Origin of the sequence: Streptococcus sp. 27098_8_86 (assembly GCF_041432595.1) — a bacterium.
In the GTDB taxonomy this organism is placed as follows: Bacteria; Bacillota; Bacilli; order Lactobacillales; family Streptococcaceae; genus Streptococcus; species Streptococcus pneumoniae_F.
Map to the genome: position 1 here is coordinate 44,195 of NZ_JAPVZW010000004.1, position 17,289 is coordinate 61,483.

A 17,289-nucleotide genomic window follows, 5' to 3' on the forward strand; every position below is an offset into this window, starting at 1 on the left:
ATGGCAGAATTTACATTTGAAATCGAAGAGCACTTGTTGACTCTTTCTGAAAACGAAAAAGGTTGGACCAAGGAAATCAACCGTGTGAGCTTTAATGGTGCTCCTGCAAAGTTTGATATTCGTGCTTGGAGTCCAGATCATACTAAAATGGGCAAAGGGATCACTCTCTCAAATGAAGAATTTCAAACGATGGTGGATGCCTTTAAAGGCAACTAAGTTTTCAAAATGAAAGAAAAGGATACTGAGTCATGACAACTCGATATCCTTTTTTAGTTAGCAAAGTAAGACTGATTTTTAAGGCGTTGAAGTAGCGGACGGCTAATAAAACTAATAGCCAGAAGTTTACCAAGGTCTGGAATGATAAAGGGAATGATCCCCACAACAAGAGCTTTTTCAAATGCCATTCCAGCAAGAAAATGTAAACTGAGAATCCCACCGACAAAAACAAGTGTATCTCCCAAGAGATTTGCTAGAAAAATTCTGACAAAACCACTATCACTGTTAGTTAGAGAAGAGGTAAGTCCAGAATAAACAAGATAAAACCAAAGATAGCCTGCTGTAGGACCAACTAAAGCCTGAAAACCAGCTCCACCTCCTGCAAAGACAGGAAGACCGATAGCACCTAGAAGAAGATAGAGTCCAACAGAAAGTACAGCCTCTCTAGGTCTAAAGACAGTAGCAATCAAGCCGATTGCAAAGTTTTGCAGAGTGAAGGGAACAGGTCCAATTGGAAGACTGATTTGTGCCAAAACAGCAATGAGAGCAGCCCCAATAGCAGGGATAGCATAAACGTGAGCTTTTTTCAAAATAGTTAACCTCTTTTCTGATGTATAGTAACTATTATACTCGTAGAGTAATTATTGTCAACCAATTTTTAAAAACAAGGTAACAAAAACTGTAACGGCCGATTTTCCTAACTAGTCAAGTTGGATAATTGTTTTGTTGAATCGAATACATCAAAAAAGAAGCAGACACATTTGTATCAGCTTCTTTTATTTCGATTAACGCATAGTTACAAATTCTTCAGATGCAGTTGGGTGAATCGCCACAGTTGCATCAAAGTCTGCCTTGGTTGCTCCCATTTTGATAGCAACAGCAAATCCTTGAATCATTTCATCAACACCGTAGCCAATTCCATGAAGTCCGACAACTTTTTCTTCAGAACCAGCTGTGATCAATTTGAAACGTGTTTCTTGACGGTTGTAAGTGCAAGCAGAGTACATAGAAGTAAAGCTTGATTTGTAAACCTTGATTTGCTCTTGACCGTATTCTTTAATAGCTTGCTCTTCTGTCAATCCAACTGTTCCGATAGCAGGGTGTGAAAAGACAACGGTTGGAATAGTTGAGTAGTCCATTTTAGCAGTTGTTTTGCCGTTAAAGAGACGTTCAGATAAAGTACGTCCAGCCTTGATAGCAACTGGAGTTAGTTCTTTTTCGCCTGTTACATCACCTAGAGCGTAGATTCCCTCAACAACAGTATTTTGGTATTCATCTACTTGGATAAAGCCACGTTCGTTCAGAGTTACTCCAGCTTTTTCAAGTTGCAAGCCCTTAACGTTTGGACGGCGACCTGTAGCCCAGATAACTTGACTAGCTGTGTGACTAGTACCATCTTCGAAATGAATGGTAATGCCTTCAGCAGTTTTTTCTAACTTAACAGGGACTTTGTGAGTGTGAAGTGGTAAGTTTGTTCTTTCCATTTCCTTGACCAAACCTTCAACGATGTAAGAATCAAAACCACGTAAAGGACGATCACGACGAACAAAGAGGTCTGTCTTGACACCAAAAGTGTGGAGTACGCCAGCCAATTCAACGGCAATATAACCAGCGCCTAGAATAGCAACTGACTCTGGCAATTCTTCCCAAGCAAATACATCATCAGAAGAGCCACCTAGTTCAGCACCAGGAACGTCTGGAATACTTGGATGGGCACCAGTAGCAATCACAATATGTTTAGCACGAATCAGTTCACCATTTACGCTGACAGTATGAGAATCTACAAATTCAGCATGACCTTCAATCAAGTCTACGCCGTTGCGTTTAAAACTTCCATCATAAGAAGAACGAGCGCGATCGATGTAGGCTTCACGATTACGACGTAGGGTTGCAAAGTCAAAGTTAAGATCAGTAGTCTTAAAGCCGTAGTCTTCTCCAAATTGATGGAAAGTCTCAGCGATTTGCGCCCCGTACCACATGATTTTTTTAGGAACACAACCGACGTTGACACAGGTTCCACCTAGTTTCTTTTCCTCAATAACTGCCGCTTTGGCTCCGTGTTCACCAGCACGGTTCATGGTAGCAATTCCTCCGCTACCACCACCGATAGCAATGATATCATATTCTCTCATTGAAAACTCCTTTATACTCTTTTAAATAGTAGAGTGTCATTTTTTGATAGTCATATTCTATCTTTTTTTTTATCTGATTGCAAAAATCTGCTACGTTCAAAAAAATTAAAGAAAAGGCTTGCAAAAAGGAAAAATAAAGTGTATTATATAACTAGTACAATGGTAGTAAAAAATAGATTCCGAACAATAATCAAATCCCGAAATGTCATTATTTCGTTCTGAACGGTTATTGTTTATATTTGCTAATTTTTATATAATATTGTTAAGGACTTTAAATCAAAAAAGGAGTTTCATTATGAAAAAAAATCGTAAAGCTAAAAAGTGGCAATTATATGCAGCAATCGGTGCTGCCAGTGTAGTTGTATTAGGTGCTGGGGGGATTTTGCTCTTTAGACAACCTTCTCAAACTGCTGTAAAAGATGAGCCAACTCATCTTGTTGTTGCTAAAGAAGGAACCGTGGCATCCTCTGTTTTATTATCAGGGACAGTCACAGCAAAAAATGAACAATATGTTTATTTTGATGCTAGTAAGGGAGATTTAGATGAAATCCTTGTTTCTGTAGGTGATAAGGTTAGTGAAGGGCAGGCTTTAGTTAAGTACAGTAGCTCAGAAGCACAGGCTGCCTATGATTCAGCTAGTCGAGCAGTTGCGAAGGCAGACCGTCATATCAACGAACTCAACCAAGCACGAAATGAAGCTGCTTCAGCTCCGGCTCCACAGTTGCCAACGCCAGCAGGAGGCGAAGGAGCTGCAGCCCAAACTCCAGCTCCAGTCTCAGGAAATGCAGTATCCTCTATTGATGCACAATTAGGTGATGCCCGTGATGCCCGTGCAGATGCGGCGGCACAATTAAGCAAGGCTCAAAGTCAGTTGGATGCCATGACGGTTCTCAGTACCCTAGAGGGAACTGTGGTCGAAGTCAATCGTAACGTTTCCAAATCTCCAACAGGAGCAAGCCAAGTGGTCGTTCATGTCGTAAGCAATGAAAACTTGCAAGTTAAGGGTGAACTATCTGAATATAACCTTGCCAACTTATCTGTCGGTCAAGAAGTAACCTTCACTTCTAAAGTGTACCAAGATAAGAGCTGGACTGGTAAGATTAGCTACATTTCTGACTATCCTAAAACTAGTGGCGAAGCAGCAAGTGCAGCTACTGCCGCAGCAGGTGGTAATTCTGGTTCTAAATATCCATATACCATCGATGTTACAAGTGAAATAGGTGATTTGAAACAAGGATTTTCAGTAAGCGTTGAGGTCAAGAATAAGAGTAAAGCCATTTTGGTTCCTCTAACAAGTGTTGTGACTGAAAATGATAAGAACTATGTCTGGGTGCTTGACGAGCAGAAAAAGGCTAAGAAAGTGGAAGTTGGTTTGGGCAATGCTGATGCAGACAACCAAGAAATCACTTCAGGTCTGACAAATGGAGTCAAGGTCATCAGTAACCCAACGTCTTCTCTAGAGGAAGGAAAAGAGGTGAAGGCTGATGAAGCAACTAATTAGTCTAAAAAATATCTGCAGAAGCTACCGTAACGGTGACCAAGAATTGCAGGTTCTCAAAAATATCAACCTAGAAGTGAATGAGGGTGAGTTTGTAGCTATCATGGGACCATCTGGTTCTGGTAAGTCTACTCTCATGAATACGATTGGCATGTTGGATACACCAACCAGTGGAGAGTATTATCTTGAAGGCCAAGAAGTAGCTGGACTGGGTGAAAAACAACTAGCCAAGGTCCGCAACCAACAAATCGGATTTGTCTTTCAGCAGTTCTTTCTTCTATCTAAACTCAATGCTTTGCAAAACGTAGAATTGCCCTTGATTTATGCAGGAGTTTCGGCTTCAAAACGCCGTAAGTTGGCCGAGGAATATTTAGATAAGGTTGAATTGACAGAACGCAGTCACCATTTGCCTTCAGAATTATCTGGTGGTCAAAAGCAACGTGTAGCTATTGCGCGTGCCTTGGTAAATAATCCTTCTATCATCCTAGCTGACGAACCGACAGGAGCCTTGGATACCAAAACAGGGAACCAAATTATGCAACTTTTGGTTGACTTGAACAAAGAAGGAAAAACCATTATCATGGTAACGCATGAGCCTGAAATCGCTGCTTATGCTAAACGCCAGATTGTCATTCGAGATGGAGTTATTTCGTCCGACAGTGCGCAGTTAGAGAAGGAGGAAAACTAAGATGCAGAATCTGAAATTTGCCTTTTCATCTATCATGGCTCACAAGATGCGCTCTTTTCTCACTATGATTGGGATTATCATTGGTGTTTCATCTGTTGTTGTGATTATGGCTCTGGGAGATTCCATGTCTCGTCAGATCAATAAAAATATGACCAAGTCACAGAAGAATATCCATGTCTTTTTCTCGCCTATCAAAAGCAAAGATGGTTCTTTTACCCAAAAGCAATCAGCTTTGACAGTCTCTGGTAAAGAAGAGGAAGTCCATGTTGAACCGCCAAAACCGCAAGAAGCTTGGGTTAAGGAGGCGGCCAAACTTAAGGGTGTAGATAGTTACTATGTAACCAACTCGACAAATACGACCCTGTCTTATAAAGATAAAAAGGTTGAGCGTGCTAGCTTGACAGGTGGAAATATTACTTACATGAAGGCGGTTGAAAATGAAATTGTTGCAGGTCGTAGTCTTATAGCTCAGGATTATAAAGATGTGGCCAGTGTCATTTTGCTAGACCAGGAACTTGCTAACAGTCTGTTTGGATCTGCTCAAGAAGCTGTTAACAAGATTATAGATGTTGGTGGCTTTAGCTATCGTGTTATTGGTGTTTATACTAGCGATGAGGCCAAGGCTGTCAAGACATTTGGTATTGGTGGACTTCCCATTACGACTAATATTTCTCTTGCCAATAACTTCAATATGGATGAAATTTCTGATATTGTTTTCCGAGTTAATGATACCAGTTTGACACCAACTGTAGGACCAGAATTAGCTAGAAAAATGACCGAGATTGCTGGTCTTCAGCAAGGGGAGTATCAGGTGGCAGATGCGACTGCAGCCTTCCAAGAAGTACAACAACTTTTTGGATTTATAACTACGATTATTAGTGCCATCGCAGGAATTTCTCTCTTTGTTGGAGGGACTGGTGTTATGAACATTATGCTGGTTTCGGTGACAGAGCGTACTCGTGAGATTGGTCTCCGTAAGGCTTTGGGTGCAACACGTGCTAATATTTTAATTCAGTTTTTGATTGAATCCATGATTTTGACCTTGCTAGGCGGAGTCATTGGTTTGACAATTGCGACAGGATTAACCGCTATAGCTGGTATACTTTTACAAGGTTTGATTGCGGGTATAGAAGTGGGAGTATCAATCCCAGTTGCCCTATTTAGTCTGGCAGTTTCGGCTAGTGTTGGTATGATTTTTGGGGTCTTGCCAGCCAATAAGGCATCGAAACTTGATCCAATCGAAGCCCTTCGTTATGAATAAGAAGAACAACAAGATGGACATTTGTCTATCTTGTTTTTATATGGATTTCCCTATCGAAAATCATTAAAAATGTGATATAATGAAGTGTTAGAAAAACAGGTTTCATTTGCCTGGAAAGGAAAAATTATGTCTGAAAAGAATTTTTATATTACAACGCCGATTTACTATCCATCTGGGAAACTTCATATCGGTTCTGCCTACACAACCATTGCCTGTGATGTCCTAGCACGTTACAAACGCCTGATGGGCTATGATGTCTTTTATCTGACAGGCCTTGATGAGCATGGTCAGAAAATCCAGCAAAAAGCAGAAGAAGCTGGAATTACACCACAATCCTACGTTGATGGTATGGCTGTTGGAGTCAAAGAACTCTGGCAATTACTAGATATCTCATACGATAAATTTATCCGTACAACTGATGACTACCATGAAAAAGTTGTCGCGCAGGTCTTTGAACGCTTGCTTGCTCAAGATGATATTTACTTGGGTGAATACTCTGGTTGGTATTCAGTATCAGATGAGGAATTCTTTACAGAAAGCCAACTTGCAGAAGTATTCCGTGATGAAGCCGGAAATGTAACGGGAGGTATCGCTCCATCAGGACACGAGGTTGAATGGGTATCTGAAGAATCATACTTCCTTCGTCTCAGCAAATACCAAGACCGTCTAGTAGAATTTTTCAAAGCTCATCCTGAATTTATCACTCCAGATGGTCGTCTGAATGAAATGCTTCGCAACTTTATCGAGCCAGGTTTAGAGGATTTGGCAGTTTCTCGTACAACCTTTACATGGGGTGTTCCGGTACCATCAAATCCTAAACACGTTGTCTACGTTTGGATTGATGCTCTTCTTAACTATGCGACAGCTCTTGGTTACGGTCAAGACGAACATGGTAACTTTGACAAGTTCTGGAATGGAACAGTCTTCCACATGGTAGGAAAAGACATCCTTCGATTCCACTCAATCTACTGGCCAATCCTTCTTATGATGTTGGATATCAAATTGCCAGATCGTTTGATTGCTCACGGTTGGTTCGTCATGAAAGACGGCAAAATGTCTAAATCTAAAGGGAATGTCGTTTACCCTGAAATGTTGGTAGAGCGTTATGGACTAGATCCACTGCGCTACTACCTCATGCGTAGCCTTCCAGTTGGTTCAGATGGAACTTTCACTCCTGAAGACTATGTAGGCCGTATCAACTATGAATTGGCTAATGACCTAGGAAATCTCCTCAACCGTACGGTTTCTATGATTAATAAGTACTTTGACGGGCAAGTCCCTGCCTATGTAGAGGGTGTAACAGAGTTTGACCATGCTCTTGCTCAAGTAGCTGCTGAATCAATCGCTGACTACCATACTCACATGGAAGCAGTTGACTACCCACGTGCCCTAGAAGCAGTATGGACTCTTATTTCACGTACTAATAAATACATCGATGAGACCGCACCATGGGTCTTGGCTAAGGATGAAGCACTTCGCAATCAATTGGCAAGTGTTATGAGCCACTTGGCAGCCAGCCTGCGTGTTGTAGCTCACTTGATTGATCCATTTATGATGAAAACCAGTCGCGCGGTCTTGACTCAACTTGGTTTAGCAGAAGTTTCTAGCCTTGAAAACTTGAGCTTGGCTGATTTCCCTGCAGGTGTGACTGTAGTTGCTAAGGGAACACCAATCTTCCCACGTCTGGATATGGAAGAAGAAATCGCCTATATCAAGGAACAAATGGAAGGCAACAAACCAGCAGTCGAAAAAGAGTGGAACCCAGACGAAGTTGAACTCAAACTAAACAAGGAAGAAATCAAGTTTGAAGACTTTGACAAGGTCGAAATCCGTGTCGCAGAAGTCAAAGAAGTGTCTAAAGTAGAAGGTTCAGATAAGTTGCTTCAATTCCGCTTGGATGCTGGCGATGGTGAAGATCGTCAAATTCTTTCTGGGATTGCAAAATACTATCCAAACGAACAAGAATTGGTCGGTAAGAAAGTTCAAATCGTTGCCAATCTCAAACCACGCAAGATGATGAAGAAATATGTCAGTCAAGGGATGATTCTCTCAGCTGAACATGATGGACAATTAACCCTTCTCACAGTTGATTCAGCTGTACCAAACGGAAGTGTGATTGGGTAAAATTAAAACACTAAAGTCAGTTGAAAGATAAAGTCCTTAGACTACAAGTTTCTAAGGACTTTTCTTTGTTGACTAAACTGAGATTTTCATTGATGGGATTCGTATTATGTATGGTCGCAGACAATAACCACAAATATACTCACTAAGTTCTAGGCAAGTAAGTTGGGTTCATGAGTGGCAACTGGAAGTTGAGATTGGCTTGGATCTGAAAAACACGGGGAAAAAGTCGCTTGCCCCTCAAAAGAAAGCAAAAATCGAAAAAAATTCTACGTTGAAAAGTCATGTGGAAGTTGCTTTTAGAACTTACCTTTATTTTTCTATCTTTATTAGAATGACTTCTAATGTAGAAGTATAATAGATTTTTTGGTATAATAAAAGTTATGGAAATCGAAAAAACCAACCGTATGAATGCGCTCTTTGAATTTTATGCGGCGCTTTTGACAGACAAGCAAATGAATTATATAGAGCTCTACTACGCTGATGATTATAGCCTTGCTGAGATTGCTGAAGAGTTTGGTGTCAGTCGTCAGGCTGTCTATGATAATATTAAGCGGACAGAAAAGATTCTGGAAGATTATGAGATGAAATTGCACATGTACTCGGACTACATTGTCCGCAGTCAGATTTTTGATCAGATTTTGGAGCGCTATCCCAAGGATGACTTTCTGAAGGAGCAGATAGAAATTTTAACAAGCATTGATAATAGAGAATAAGAGGAAGAAAAATGGCATTTGAAAGTTTAACAGAACGTTTGCAGAACGTCTTTAAAAATCTACGTAAAAAAGGAAAAATCTCTGAATCTGATGTTCAAGAGGCAACCAAAGAAATTCGCTTGGCCTTGCTTGAGGCCGACGTTGCCTTGCCTGTTGTAAAGGACTTTATCAAGAAAGTTCGTGAGCGTGCAGTTGGGCATGAGGTCATTGATACCCTTAATCCTGCGCAACAAATTATTAAAATCGTTGATGAGGAACTGACAGCCGTTTTAGGTTCTGATACGGCAGAAATTATCAAGTCACCTAAGATTCCTACAATCATCATGATGGTTGGTTTACAGGGGGCTGGTAAAACAACTTTTGCTGGTAAATTGGCCAACAAACTCAAGAAAGAAGAAAATGCCCGTCCTTTGATGATTGCGGCGGATATTTATCGTCCTGCGGCTATTGACCAGTTGAAAACTCTGGGTCAACAGATTGATGTGCCGGTTTTCGCTCTTGGAACAGAGGTTCCAGCTGTTGAGATTGTTCGTCAAGGTTTGGAACAAGCCCAAGCTAACCATAATGACTATGTCTTGATTGATACGGCAGGTCGTTTGCAGATTGATGAGCTTTTGATGAATGAACTTCGTGACGTAAAAGCATTGGCTCAACCAAACGAAATTCTCCTCGTGGTTGATGCCATGATTGGTCAAGAAGCGGCCAATGTTGCGCGTGAGTTTAATGCTCAGTTGGAAGTCACTGGGGTCATCCTTACCAAGATTGATGGGGATACTCGTGGTGGTGCGGCTCTATCGGTTCGTCACATCACTGGAAAACCAATCAAGTTCACTGGTACAGGTGAAAAAATTACAGATATCGAAACCTTCCACCCAGATCGCATGTCTAGCCGTATCCTTGGTATGGGGGATATGCTCACTTTGATTGAGAAAGCTTCTCAAGAATACGATGAGCAAAAAGCCCTTGAAATGGCTGAGAAGATGCGTGAAAACACATTTGATTTCAATGATTTCATTGATCAGTTGGATCAGGTGCAAAATATGGGGCCGATGGAAGACTTGCTCAAGATGATTCCAGGTATGGCTAACAATCCAGCCCTTCAAAACATGAAGGTAGATGAACGCCAGATTGCTCGCAAACGTGCTATTGTGTCTTCAATGACACCTGAAGAACGTGAAAATCCAGATTTGCTAAATCCAAGCCGTCGCCGTCGTATCGCTGCAGGTTCTGGAAATACCTTTGTCGAAGTCAATAAATTCATCAAAGACTTTAACCAGGCTAAACAGCTCATGCAAGGTGTTATGTCTGGAGATATGAACAAGATGATGAAGCAGATGGGAATCAATCCAAACAATCTTCCTAAAAATATGCCAAATATGGGAGGAATGGATATGTCTGCCCTTGAAGGAATGACGGGACAAGGTGGTATGCCTGACTTATCAGCTCTAGGAGGAGCGGGAATGCCAGATATGAGCCAGATGTTTGGTGGTGGACTAAAAGGTAAAATCGGTGAATTTGCTATGAAACAGTCCATGAAACGCATGGCTAACAAAATGAAGAAAGCGAAGAAGAAACGCAAATAAAAAAGGAAAGCAGAAGTGCTTTCCTTTTTGATATAGCATATGTGCTTTCTATGATTAGGCAATTTTCTTAATCGAAAAATTGACTAAATAGAAAGAGAGATTTCAAACCCTTGCATCCATTCGGAATTTACTGTGATTTCGATTTTTAAAGCATCTGCTAATTGTTTGACTAGATAGAGCCCCATACCTGTTGATTTTTTCCTTGTATCACCTGAATCACCTGTAAAGCCTTTTTCAAAGATATGAGGAAGGTCACAAGCTTTAACTCCGCAACCATTATCCCTAATAATCAGACTTGTGCGCCCCTTATCCTTTGACATAGAAATACTGAGTTCGGGCTTGTCAGAGCTATATTTAAGGGCGTTGGCGAGGATTTGAGAGAGGATAAATTCAAAACTGCGTTGATCGGTGTAGCAGATTCCTTGTATGTTCTCTAGCTGAATCGTAAATTTCTTTTCTTTGAGCAAGGGATCAAAGTTTTCCAAAAGATCTTGGATACACTCTTGGAGGTCAAGGTCTTCAAATAGAAAATCATTTTTTTCACTTTTCACCCTGTAATAGAATAGTATCTGTGATACATTTCCTTGGATTTGATTTTTCACATAGTCCAACTTAAAAGTTGTATCCTTTGGCAACTGGTCACTTTGATTGTCCAAAAGGAGGGAAAGAAGCGATAGAGGGAGTTTGATTTCATGAGCCCATTTTTCAACATAGTCCTCGTATTCGGCTAGTAATGAGTTGAGCTTTCCTATTTCCGCTTGCCTTTGGTAAAGCGCATTTGCGATTTCTTCGATGCTTTCTTTCTCTGAGGCACTTGATAAACGCAATAATTCCAGCTCAGTATCGACCTTGGGATTGGCTATGAAGGCTTTATAGGCAGCGGATTTTTTTCTTTCTTTTCTTATCAGTAGGAATGATAGGATGAAAAAGAGCAGGACAGTAGCTAAAAGATAGAGAATGATGAGGGCTTGAAACTTTCTCACGTCTGAAAGCCAAAGCAGGACAGCTGTGAATAAATCAAATGCTAAGAGAACAAGTAACCAAGGCAGATAGGTAGCCAAATATTTAGGATTCTGTTTCATATTCCCTTTCCTCTTCCAATTTGTAACCGATACCTCTGACGGACTTGACTTGAAGTGCAATACCAGCCTGTTTCATCACCTTTTTGAGTCTTGCAATATTTACTTGAAGGGCATTTTCATCGATGAACTCAGTTGTATTCCACAGTTTCATGCTTAGTTCTTCTTTTGTGACGACAGAATCAGTTGCCACTAATAAAGTTTCTAACAATTTCCCTTGATTTTGGGGGAGTAAAATCGAGTGTCCATTGATATAAAGGGTATAGGTCTGTCTATCCAGCAGAAAATTATCTTTTTCAAGTAGATTTTGTCTGCCTTCATAGCGTTTCAAGATATTTTCTATACGTGCCAAAAATCTTTCTTTCTTGAAAGGCTTTGTTAGATACTCATCTGCCCCTAATTTCAGGGCGTAGATTTCATCTTTTAATTGTTCACGGGAAGTGAGAACCAATATAGGGACAGAGCGTTTTGACTTGAGATTTTTACAAATTTGAAAACCTGTTTCTCCTGGCAAATTCAAATCCAGTATGATTAGATCTGTATCGTATTGCAGCACTTGCTGGCTTGTATCTTTGAAGTCAGTCAACTTATCAACTTGATAACCCGCTTTCTCTAACAAGATGACAATTTCATCTCGAATCAAGGCTTCATCTTCAATAACCAGAATATGCTTCATATCGGTTCCTCCTTTTCCTATTTTATTCTACCTTATTCATCTCTTTTGGGTTCCATTAATGACAATAAGTACTTGTTGCTATTTTTCTTTACAATTCTGATATAGATGACTTCAAAGCCAGCTAAGAGCAGTACGATCAGCATGGCTGTGATAAATTTCTGCCCCATAACCATTCTTGCGCTAGTGGGCACTATTCCTGTGAGGAGGGAGCTCACTCCGAAGCTACTACTGATAAGTGCAAGGGTTATTGGTAGACCGAAATACCAGTTGACTTGCTTTTCTGACGATTTACAAAGAGTTTCGTAGTTGGCACCAAGATGGATTAAGGTCTGGTATCGTCTATAGGATTGTCTTTGTCCCATCAAAAACTGAACGCCGATAATTGTATTTGCGACAACAAGGAAGATGATAGACAGATAGATGGTGACATAGCTGGCAGAGATAATGTAAAACAATTGTCTTCCCATATTTTGTATATAGCTTTCATAGCCAAGAGAGGTTTGATTTAGCTTTTCATTGGTATCTGAGATAGCTCTCATCAAGCCTTTTTCCTTGACTAGCTCAGGAGCCAGGATACCGCTAACATAGTTCGAATAGCGACCGTCTGTATAGCTCATAAAAATCTCATCTGGAACTATGAGAGCGACAGAGAGGGTTATCTCATGATCCGTTACGATTGGCAAAGACTCCACCTCGCCAATCAATTTTATATCATTTCCCATGACTTTGATTTGAGGCTTTGTCTTTAGGACAGAGTTGACGAGACTTTCATCTGGCAGAAAATCTTTCCCCATATACAAATATGCTTCCTTATTAGTTAGTTCTAGAGGGGGAAGATTGGTAGCCTTTTTAAGTTCATTGTATTCGGAAACTGGTATGAGGTGGAAATTAGTAGACTGTTTAAATTTATGAAGCAAAACTTCCTTGTTCTTGTTGTCTTTTTGATTTTTCAACTCCTTGATGACCTCTTCAAAGGACACGGATTCGTGTTCTTTAGTTTGGCCTACTTTAATTTGCAGAATCTTTGAAAACTGTGATACTAGTCCGGCAGCTTCAAGCTCTTTTTTAACTGCATTTACATCAAGATTTTCATCTGTTTCCTGCTTGCTATCTCTAAATGTATAATCCAATACGTGGGTTTGATTGCCTGGATTGCCGCTTGCAATGGCCACACCTGCTCCAAAGAGGCACAAGGCAGAGAAAATTAAGAGGGAGCAGACAGCCAGTATAGTTGAGCGTTGGATAACTAATTCCTGAATCTGTCTAAAATTATAGGCATGAAGTTTTCGATTGTTTCCAAGCTTGACCAAAAAGTCTATAAATAAACGCATACCAAAGAAGAGTAGGATAGTTCCCAGAGTTCCTAAGAGAACGGTGATGCCCATTGTTATGACATTTTCCCAAGCTTGTCCACTCATACCCATGTAATAGGCTGTTCCTAGAAGCAAAATTCCGAGGACAGAAGCAAGAAGGTACACCCCCTTGGGGAGTAGTTTCTTCATCCCAGAAGGAGAATAGGCGAGCAGGTTTCCGATTTCCATATTGGCAGTCTTTGTACTTAAAAGGACAAAAACAGCTAATTTTACGGCTAGGAAGCCGATGACTGTATAGAGTAGAGCTGTGGTAGATAGAGAAAATTGATGTTCAATAATCCCTAGTCCCACAATTTTAGCGGTTATTAGGCTAATTAATTCTGAAATTAAGATGGAAATAGGAAGGCCTATTCCAAGGGCAAGGACACTGTTTCTCAAATCCTCGAGCAGAAGTAGCAAGAACAGTTTGCTTCTTTGCATTCCCAGTGTGAGATAGACACCAAATTCATGTTTTCTCCTTTCCATCTGCATACTGCTTGAGAAGTAGACTAGAAAAAAGAGAATAAAGAGCGTTGCTACATAAAGAATGGGAATCATGCTAAAGAGTTTATTTACAGCGTCACTTTCTATTTGTTTTAGAAAGTGCATCACATCTTGATGAGACAAAGAAAGGATGATGTAAAAGGAGATAATAGACAGAACCATAGAACTGAAATACAAGCCGTTATTTTTTCGATCTCTCTTGCTATTTCTTGAGACTAATTTAGAAAACATTACCATCACCTCCAGCTAGTGCAGCCATGACCTTTAGTATTCTGTGATAGAAGTCTTCTTGACTTTCTCTTGGATAATCGCGACGGATTTCATGGAATAGTTTTCCATCTTGGATAAACAAGATGCGGTTGCAAAAGCTAGCTGCTACGGAATCGTGGGTCACCATGAGAATGGTGGTTTCTTCCACTTGATTCATTTTGGATAATTTTTGCATCAAAATGGTCGCATTTTTTGAATCCAAAGCTCCTGTGGGCTCGTCCGCAAATACAATCTTAGGGTCTAAAATTAAGGCGCGCGCAGCAGCTACCCTTTGCCGTTGACCACCTGATAATTGAGAAGGGAACTTATCCAGAAGTTCAGAAATATCCAGATATTGGGAAAGTAATTCTAACCGAACCTTGCTTTCGTTGGCATCGACCTTGTGCAAAGATAAGGGAAGTAAAATATTTTCTTTGGCTGTAAGATTGTCCAAGAGCTCAAAATTCTGGAAGAGATAGCCAATTTCCTTGCCTCTATAATCTGCTAATTGGCTCCCTTTTAACTGACCTAAATCCTTTTCTTGCATTTGAATGGAACCGTCAGTTGGCTTGATGATTGTGGCTAGACAGTTAAGAAGAGTTGTTTTCCCAGAACCGCTACTCCCCATAATTCCTAAGAGCTCACCTTTTACAACTTGAAAAGATATGCTATCCAAGGCTTTGGTAATATTGGGACCTTTCCCATAATACTTTTTTAATGATTCTACTCGTAAAATTGTGTCCATGTGAAACACCTCCATTTTTTGTTACTTTCATTATAATATGAATCAGAGTAGAATAATACTTACGGATGATGTAAGAAATCTTTATCGCTGACTTTTATAATCAGGTTATTGGAGCTATACTTACTATATTATAGCATGGTTTCAGGGATTTAAAAAGAGGAGTAGAGGTTGAAAAATTTTCCTAATATTGAGATCATAAAAAATAATACCACTGAAGTTCATGATCCAGCGGTATTATCTTACAGGAAAATCTATTTCCGTTCTTATTTTCTATTGTTACTTCATTTAAATCTGACAAAGAATAATTGTAGCAAGCTAGTTTTAAAGAATTCTCTTCAGCCTACACTATTTTTTATCCAAAGATAAATCTCACTATACGATTACTGGCTTTCTCTGTTGCCTTATTAATATCATCTTTTTTCCAATATGGCTTTACATCATTGCCATAAGTTTCTACAAGAGCAGTCGCTAAGGGATAAATGCTATTAATATAGCCTAATTTGCTCTTTTGTGTTGTAGATACCTTTGTTCTAAAACATTCATTTCCAATTGTTTATAACCAATAAAACAGTAAGAGAATTTGATTTTGCTGTTTTTTTGCTTTATAATTACAATAGGTTAAATTTGTATAGTATTAAATTTTCGGAGGATACATGGATGCCAAGAGAAGGAGTGACTATTTACGATTTATTAATTTCTTGCCCTGGCTATCTTCAATTAATTAAGGAAGCTGTTGATAATTTTAATAAACTGTATGGTAGTTTGAATAATATACAAGTATCAATCAAGCATTGGTCAACGGATAGCTTTCCTGAATCAGGTGATAAACCACAGGAATTATTAAATAAGCAAATTGTTAGGGAATGTGATGCAGCTGTTGCTATATTTTGGACAAGATTTGGTACTGCAACAGATAATTATGGATCCGGAACGGAAGAAGAAATTGAGGAGATGCTATCAGCTGACAAACAAGTTTTTATGTACTTTTTAGAAGATCCGATAATTCCGTCTAATATAGACATTAAGCAATATGAAAAAGTGCAAGAATTTAAAGAAAGATATAAAGATAGAGGGATATTTTTTATAGTTAAAGATGAGATTGATTTTCAAAGGCTTTTTACAAATCATCTATCACTTTATTTTTTAAAATTAATTTCAGAAAAAGAAACTTATCAAAACGAAAATATAAAACCGTTTTTGACAATAAGGGATAAAAAAACATTATCTGACGAAAATATTTTACCTAAACAATTTAGTTTACTGGAGTCAAAATTTATTAATGAAAAGCAAAGTAAGATTAACGAATATATAGATGAACTAAACAGTACCGTAATTTCTGAAGAAGCAGATATATTAGAAGATAAAAGTAAAATGTTGACTATGCCTTCAAAAGAAGATGCGAATGTTGATTTTCTTTATCAAATAGCTGATTCTGTGGCCATTAGTGATAAATTCAAATATACTATAAATGATTTCGCTAAAGAAAACCAAATCAAACTACATGAAAATTTTTGGTATTTAGGGAATTTAATGAAACATAAACTTCAGGTACAAATTCCTTTCGGTAACAGTGGTCCTTCGTATATAGGGTCTGACAAGGAAAAGAAACGCTTTTCTAAATTAAACAAATTATATTGGGAAATAATATCTTACAAAGAGTACATTGAATATTTCACATACATAGATAACATTAAATTTGTCGAACTAATCGTTTCTAACTTAGGTAAAACATATGATGAAGATATCGATATAAAACTGATGGTACCAAAAGGTTGTCTGCTAAAACATAATAACTTGCTTTATCCAGGAGAGAACATAATTGAGGAGATACAGGGAATTGAATTAGATGAATTTCTATTTAAAATTAAAGAAAGTGACTCAGTTGATGCTTACGCTTATTTTCAAATAATCCCATCAAATATAGAAAGAATTAATATTAATCCACTTATCGCATATACTACGAGACCTGGTTATGAAGATCAAAAATACAACTATAAAAACTCTTTAGAACACATATTTATATATAAAAATTTTACAAATTCAGAATTTGATATTTTAAGATTTGGCATTGAGTATTTGAAACATAACTCCTCAATGGCATTTCCATCGATACTAATGTTTGAGAATGTTCCTCAAACGATTGAATATGAGATTACTTCAAAATATATACCGGATGTAGTGAAGGGTAAGATACATTTAAAAATTGATTAATAGATGTTTAATTGGTTAATAGAGCTCAGGAAGTATTCAGAAAATTTAGGTAGTAAGGAAATAATAAATAAAGAAATAGACTTGATTAGTGAGTTTTAATATAATAATGATTTTTACCGTGTTTATGAATTGCGCGAGGATAATGGAGATTATTCTAGAATTGTTAGAGAGTCTAAGAAAGGTATGTATATAGAAAGTACCAAAAAGGTTAAAAAGATATTAGGTTTAAATACTGAAAAATAGTTTTTGTTGTTAAAA

14 protein-coding genes are annotated in these 17,289 nt (G+C 38.7%); 8 read left to right on the forward strand and 6 right to left on the reverse strand.

What is annotated here, in order from left to right:
• Complete coding sequence (locus O3616_RS05050) at positions 1-216, forward strand: YdbC family protein (RefSeq protein WP_000807422.1); 216 nt, start codon at positions 1-3, stop codon at positions 214-216.
• A gap of 53 nt (positions 217-269) precedes the next feature.
• Here the strand turns inward: O3616_RS05050 and O3616_RS05055 are convergent, their stop codons facing one another.
• Both O3616_RS05055 and gor read right to left on the reverse strand, forming a co-directional pair.
• Positions 270-806 carry a biotin transporter BioY gene (locus tag O3616_RS05055; RefSeq protein ID WP_371638281.1) on the reverse strand — a complete coding sequence of 179 codons (537 nt, stop codon included), beginning with the start codon at positions 804-806 and terminating at the stop codon, positions 270-272.
• A gap of 195 nt (positions 807-1,001) precedes the next feature.
• A complete protein-coding gene (gene gor / locus O3616_RS05060) occupies positions 1,002-2,348 on the reverse strand; it encodes a glutathione-disulfide reductase (protein WP_371638282.1) in 1,347 nt (448 codons plus the stop codon).
• A 292-nt stretch (positions 2,349-2,640) separates the two neighbouring features.
• On the opposite strand from gor, the gene O3616_RS05065 reads away from it, so the two are divergent.
• The 6 genes from O3616_RS05065 to ffh all read left to right on the forward strand — a co-directional run bounded on the left by O3616_RS05065 (position 2,641) and on the right by ffh (position 10,215).
• On the forward strand, positions 2,641-3,849 hold the full coding sequence (locus O3616_RS05065; protein WP_371638336.1) for an efflux RND transporter periplasmic adaptor subunit: 1,209 nt from the start codon (positions 2,641-2,643) through the stop codon (positions 3,847-3,849).
• Complete coding sequence (locus tag O3616_RS05070; RefSeq protein WP_033680086.1) at positions 3,833-4,534, forward strand: ABC transporter ATP-binding protein; 702 nt, start codon at positions 3,833-3,835, stop codon at positions 4,532-4,534. The genes O3616_RS05065 and O3616_RS05070 overlap by 17 nt, the downstream gene beginning before the upstream one ends.
• Position 4,535: 1 nt before the next feature.
• Positions 4,536-5,795, forward strand: coding sequence for an ABC transporter permease (locus O3616_RS05075; protein ID WP_371638283.1), 1,260 nt, complete (start codon positions 4,536-4,538; stop codon positions 5,793-5,795).
• Between the two features lie 126 nt (positions 5,796-5,921).
• A complete protein-coding gene (metG, locus tag O3616_RS05080) occupies positions 5,922-7,919 on the forward strand; it encodes a methionine--tRNA ligase (protein WP_371638284.1) in 1,998 nt (665 codons plus the stop codon).
• A gap of 380 nt (positions 7,920-8,299) precedes the next feature.
• Positions 8,300-8,632 carry a putative DNA-binding protein gene (locus O3616_RS05085; RefSeq protein WP_004260758.1) on the forward strand — a complete coding sequence of 111 codons (333 nt, stop codon included), beginning with the start codon at positions 8,300-8,302 and terminating at the stop codon, positions 8,630-8,632.
• Positions 8,633-8,643: 11 nt separating this feature from the next.
• The gene (ffh, locus tag O3616_RS05090; RefSeq protein WP_371638285.1) at positions 8,644-10,215 is read left to right on the forward strand and encodes a signal recognition particle protein; all 1,572 of its coding nucleotides are present in this window, start codon (positions 8,644-8,646) and stop codon (positions 10,213-10,215) included.
• Positions 10,216-10,298: 83 nt separating this feature from the next.
• On the opposite strand, the gene O3616_RS05095 is transcribed toward ffh, so the two are convergent.
• From O3616_RS05095 to O3616_RS05110, 4 genes are read right to left on the reverse strand one after another with little or no spacing between them, the layout of a single operon-like run.
• Entirely contained in the window at positions 10,299-11,297 is a 999-nt protein-coding gene (locus tag O3616_RS05095) for a HAMP domain-containing sensor histidine kinase (RefSeq protein ID WP_115904270.1), read from the reverse strand.
• Positions 11,281-11,970 carry a response regulator transcription factor gene (locus O3616_RS05100; protein ID WP_042751014.1) on the reverse strand — a complete coding sequence of 230 codons (690 nt, stop codon included), beginning with the start codon at positions 11,968-11,970 and terminating at the stop codon, positions 11,281-11,283. Before O3616_RS05100 ends, O3616_RS05095 begins: the two co-directional genes overlap by 17 nt.
• Positions 11,971-12,002: 32 nt before the next feature.
• A complete protein-coding gene (locus O3616_RS05105; RefSeq protein WP_371638286.1) occupies positions 12,003-14,057 on the reverse strand; it encodes an FtsX-like permease family protein in 2,055 nt (684 codons plus the stop codon).
• Complete coding sequence (locus O3616_RS05110) at positions 14,047-14,820, reverse strand: ABC transporter ATP-binding protein (protein WP_371638287.1); 774 nt, start codon at positions 14,818-14,820, stop codon at positions 14,047-14,049. Before O3616_RS05110 ends, O3616_RS05105 begins: the two co-directional genes overlap by 11 nt.
• A 657-nt stretch (positions 14,821-15,477) precedes the next feature.
• Here O3616_RS05110 and O3616_RS05115 point away from each other — a divergent pair.
• Positions 15,478-17,031, forward strand: a complete 1,554-nt coding sequence (locus tag O3616_RS05115; RefSeq protein WP_371638288.1) for a hypothetical protein — start codon at positions 15,478-15,480, stop codon at positions 17,029-17,031.
• Positions 17,032-17,289: the final 258 nt, after the last annotated feature.

What these genes read in the sequence shown, in the direction of transcription:
- O3616_RS05050 (WP_000807422.1), top strand. Translation starts at nt 1, where the DNA reads ATGGCAGAATTTACATTTGAAATCGAAGAGCACTTGTTGACTCTTTCT.
- gor (WP_371638282.1), bottom strand. Translation starts at nt 2,348, where the DNA reads ATGAGAGAATATGATATCATTGCTATCGGTGGTGGTAGCGGAGGAATT.
- O3616_RS05070 (WP_033680086.1), top strand. Translation starts at nt 3,833, where the DNA reads ATGAAGCAACTAATTAGTCTAAAAAATATCTGCAGAAGCTACCGTAAC.
- O3616_RS05075 (WP_371638283.1), top strand. Translation starts at nt 4,536, where the DNA reads ATGCAGAATCTGAAATTTGCCTTTTCATCTATCATGGCTCACAAGATG.
- metG (WP_371638284.1), top strand. Translation starts at nt 5,922, where the DNA reads ATGTCTGAAAAGAATTTTTATATTACAACGCCGATTTACTATCCATCT.
- O3616_RS05085 (WP_004260758.1), top strand. Translation starts at nt 8,300, where the DNA reads ATGGAAATCGAAAAAACCAACCGTATGAATGCGCTCTTTGAATTTTAT.
- ffh (WP_371638285.1), top strand. Translation starts at nt 8,644, where the DNA reads ATGGCATTTGAAAGTTTAACAGAACGTTTGCAGAACGTCTTTAAAAAT.
- O3616_RS05095 (WP_115904270.1), bottom strand. Translation starts at nt 11,297, where the DNA reads ATGAAACAGAATCCTAAATATTTGGCTACCTATCTGCCTTGGTTACTT.
- O3616_RS05100 (WP_042751014.1), bottom strand. Translation starts at nt 11,970, where the DNA reads ATGAAGCATATTCTGGTTATTGAAGATGAAGCCTTGATTCGAGATGAA.
- O3616_RS05105 (WP_371638286.1), bottom strand. Translation starts at nt 14,057, where the DNA reads ATGTTTTCTAAATTAGTCTCAAGAAATAGCAAGAGAGATCGAAAAAAT.
- O3616_RS05110 (WP_371638287.1), bottom strand. Translation starts at nt 14,820, where the DNA reads ATGGACACAATTTTACGAGTAGAATCATTAAAAAAGTATTATGGGAAA.
- O3616_RS05115 (WP_371638288.1), top strand. Translation starts at nt 15,478, where the DNA reads ATGCCAAGAGAAGGAGTGACTATTTACGATTTATTAATTTCTTGCCCT.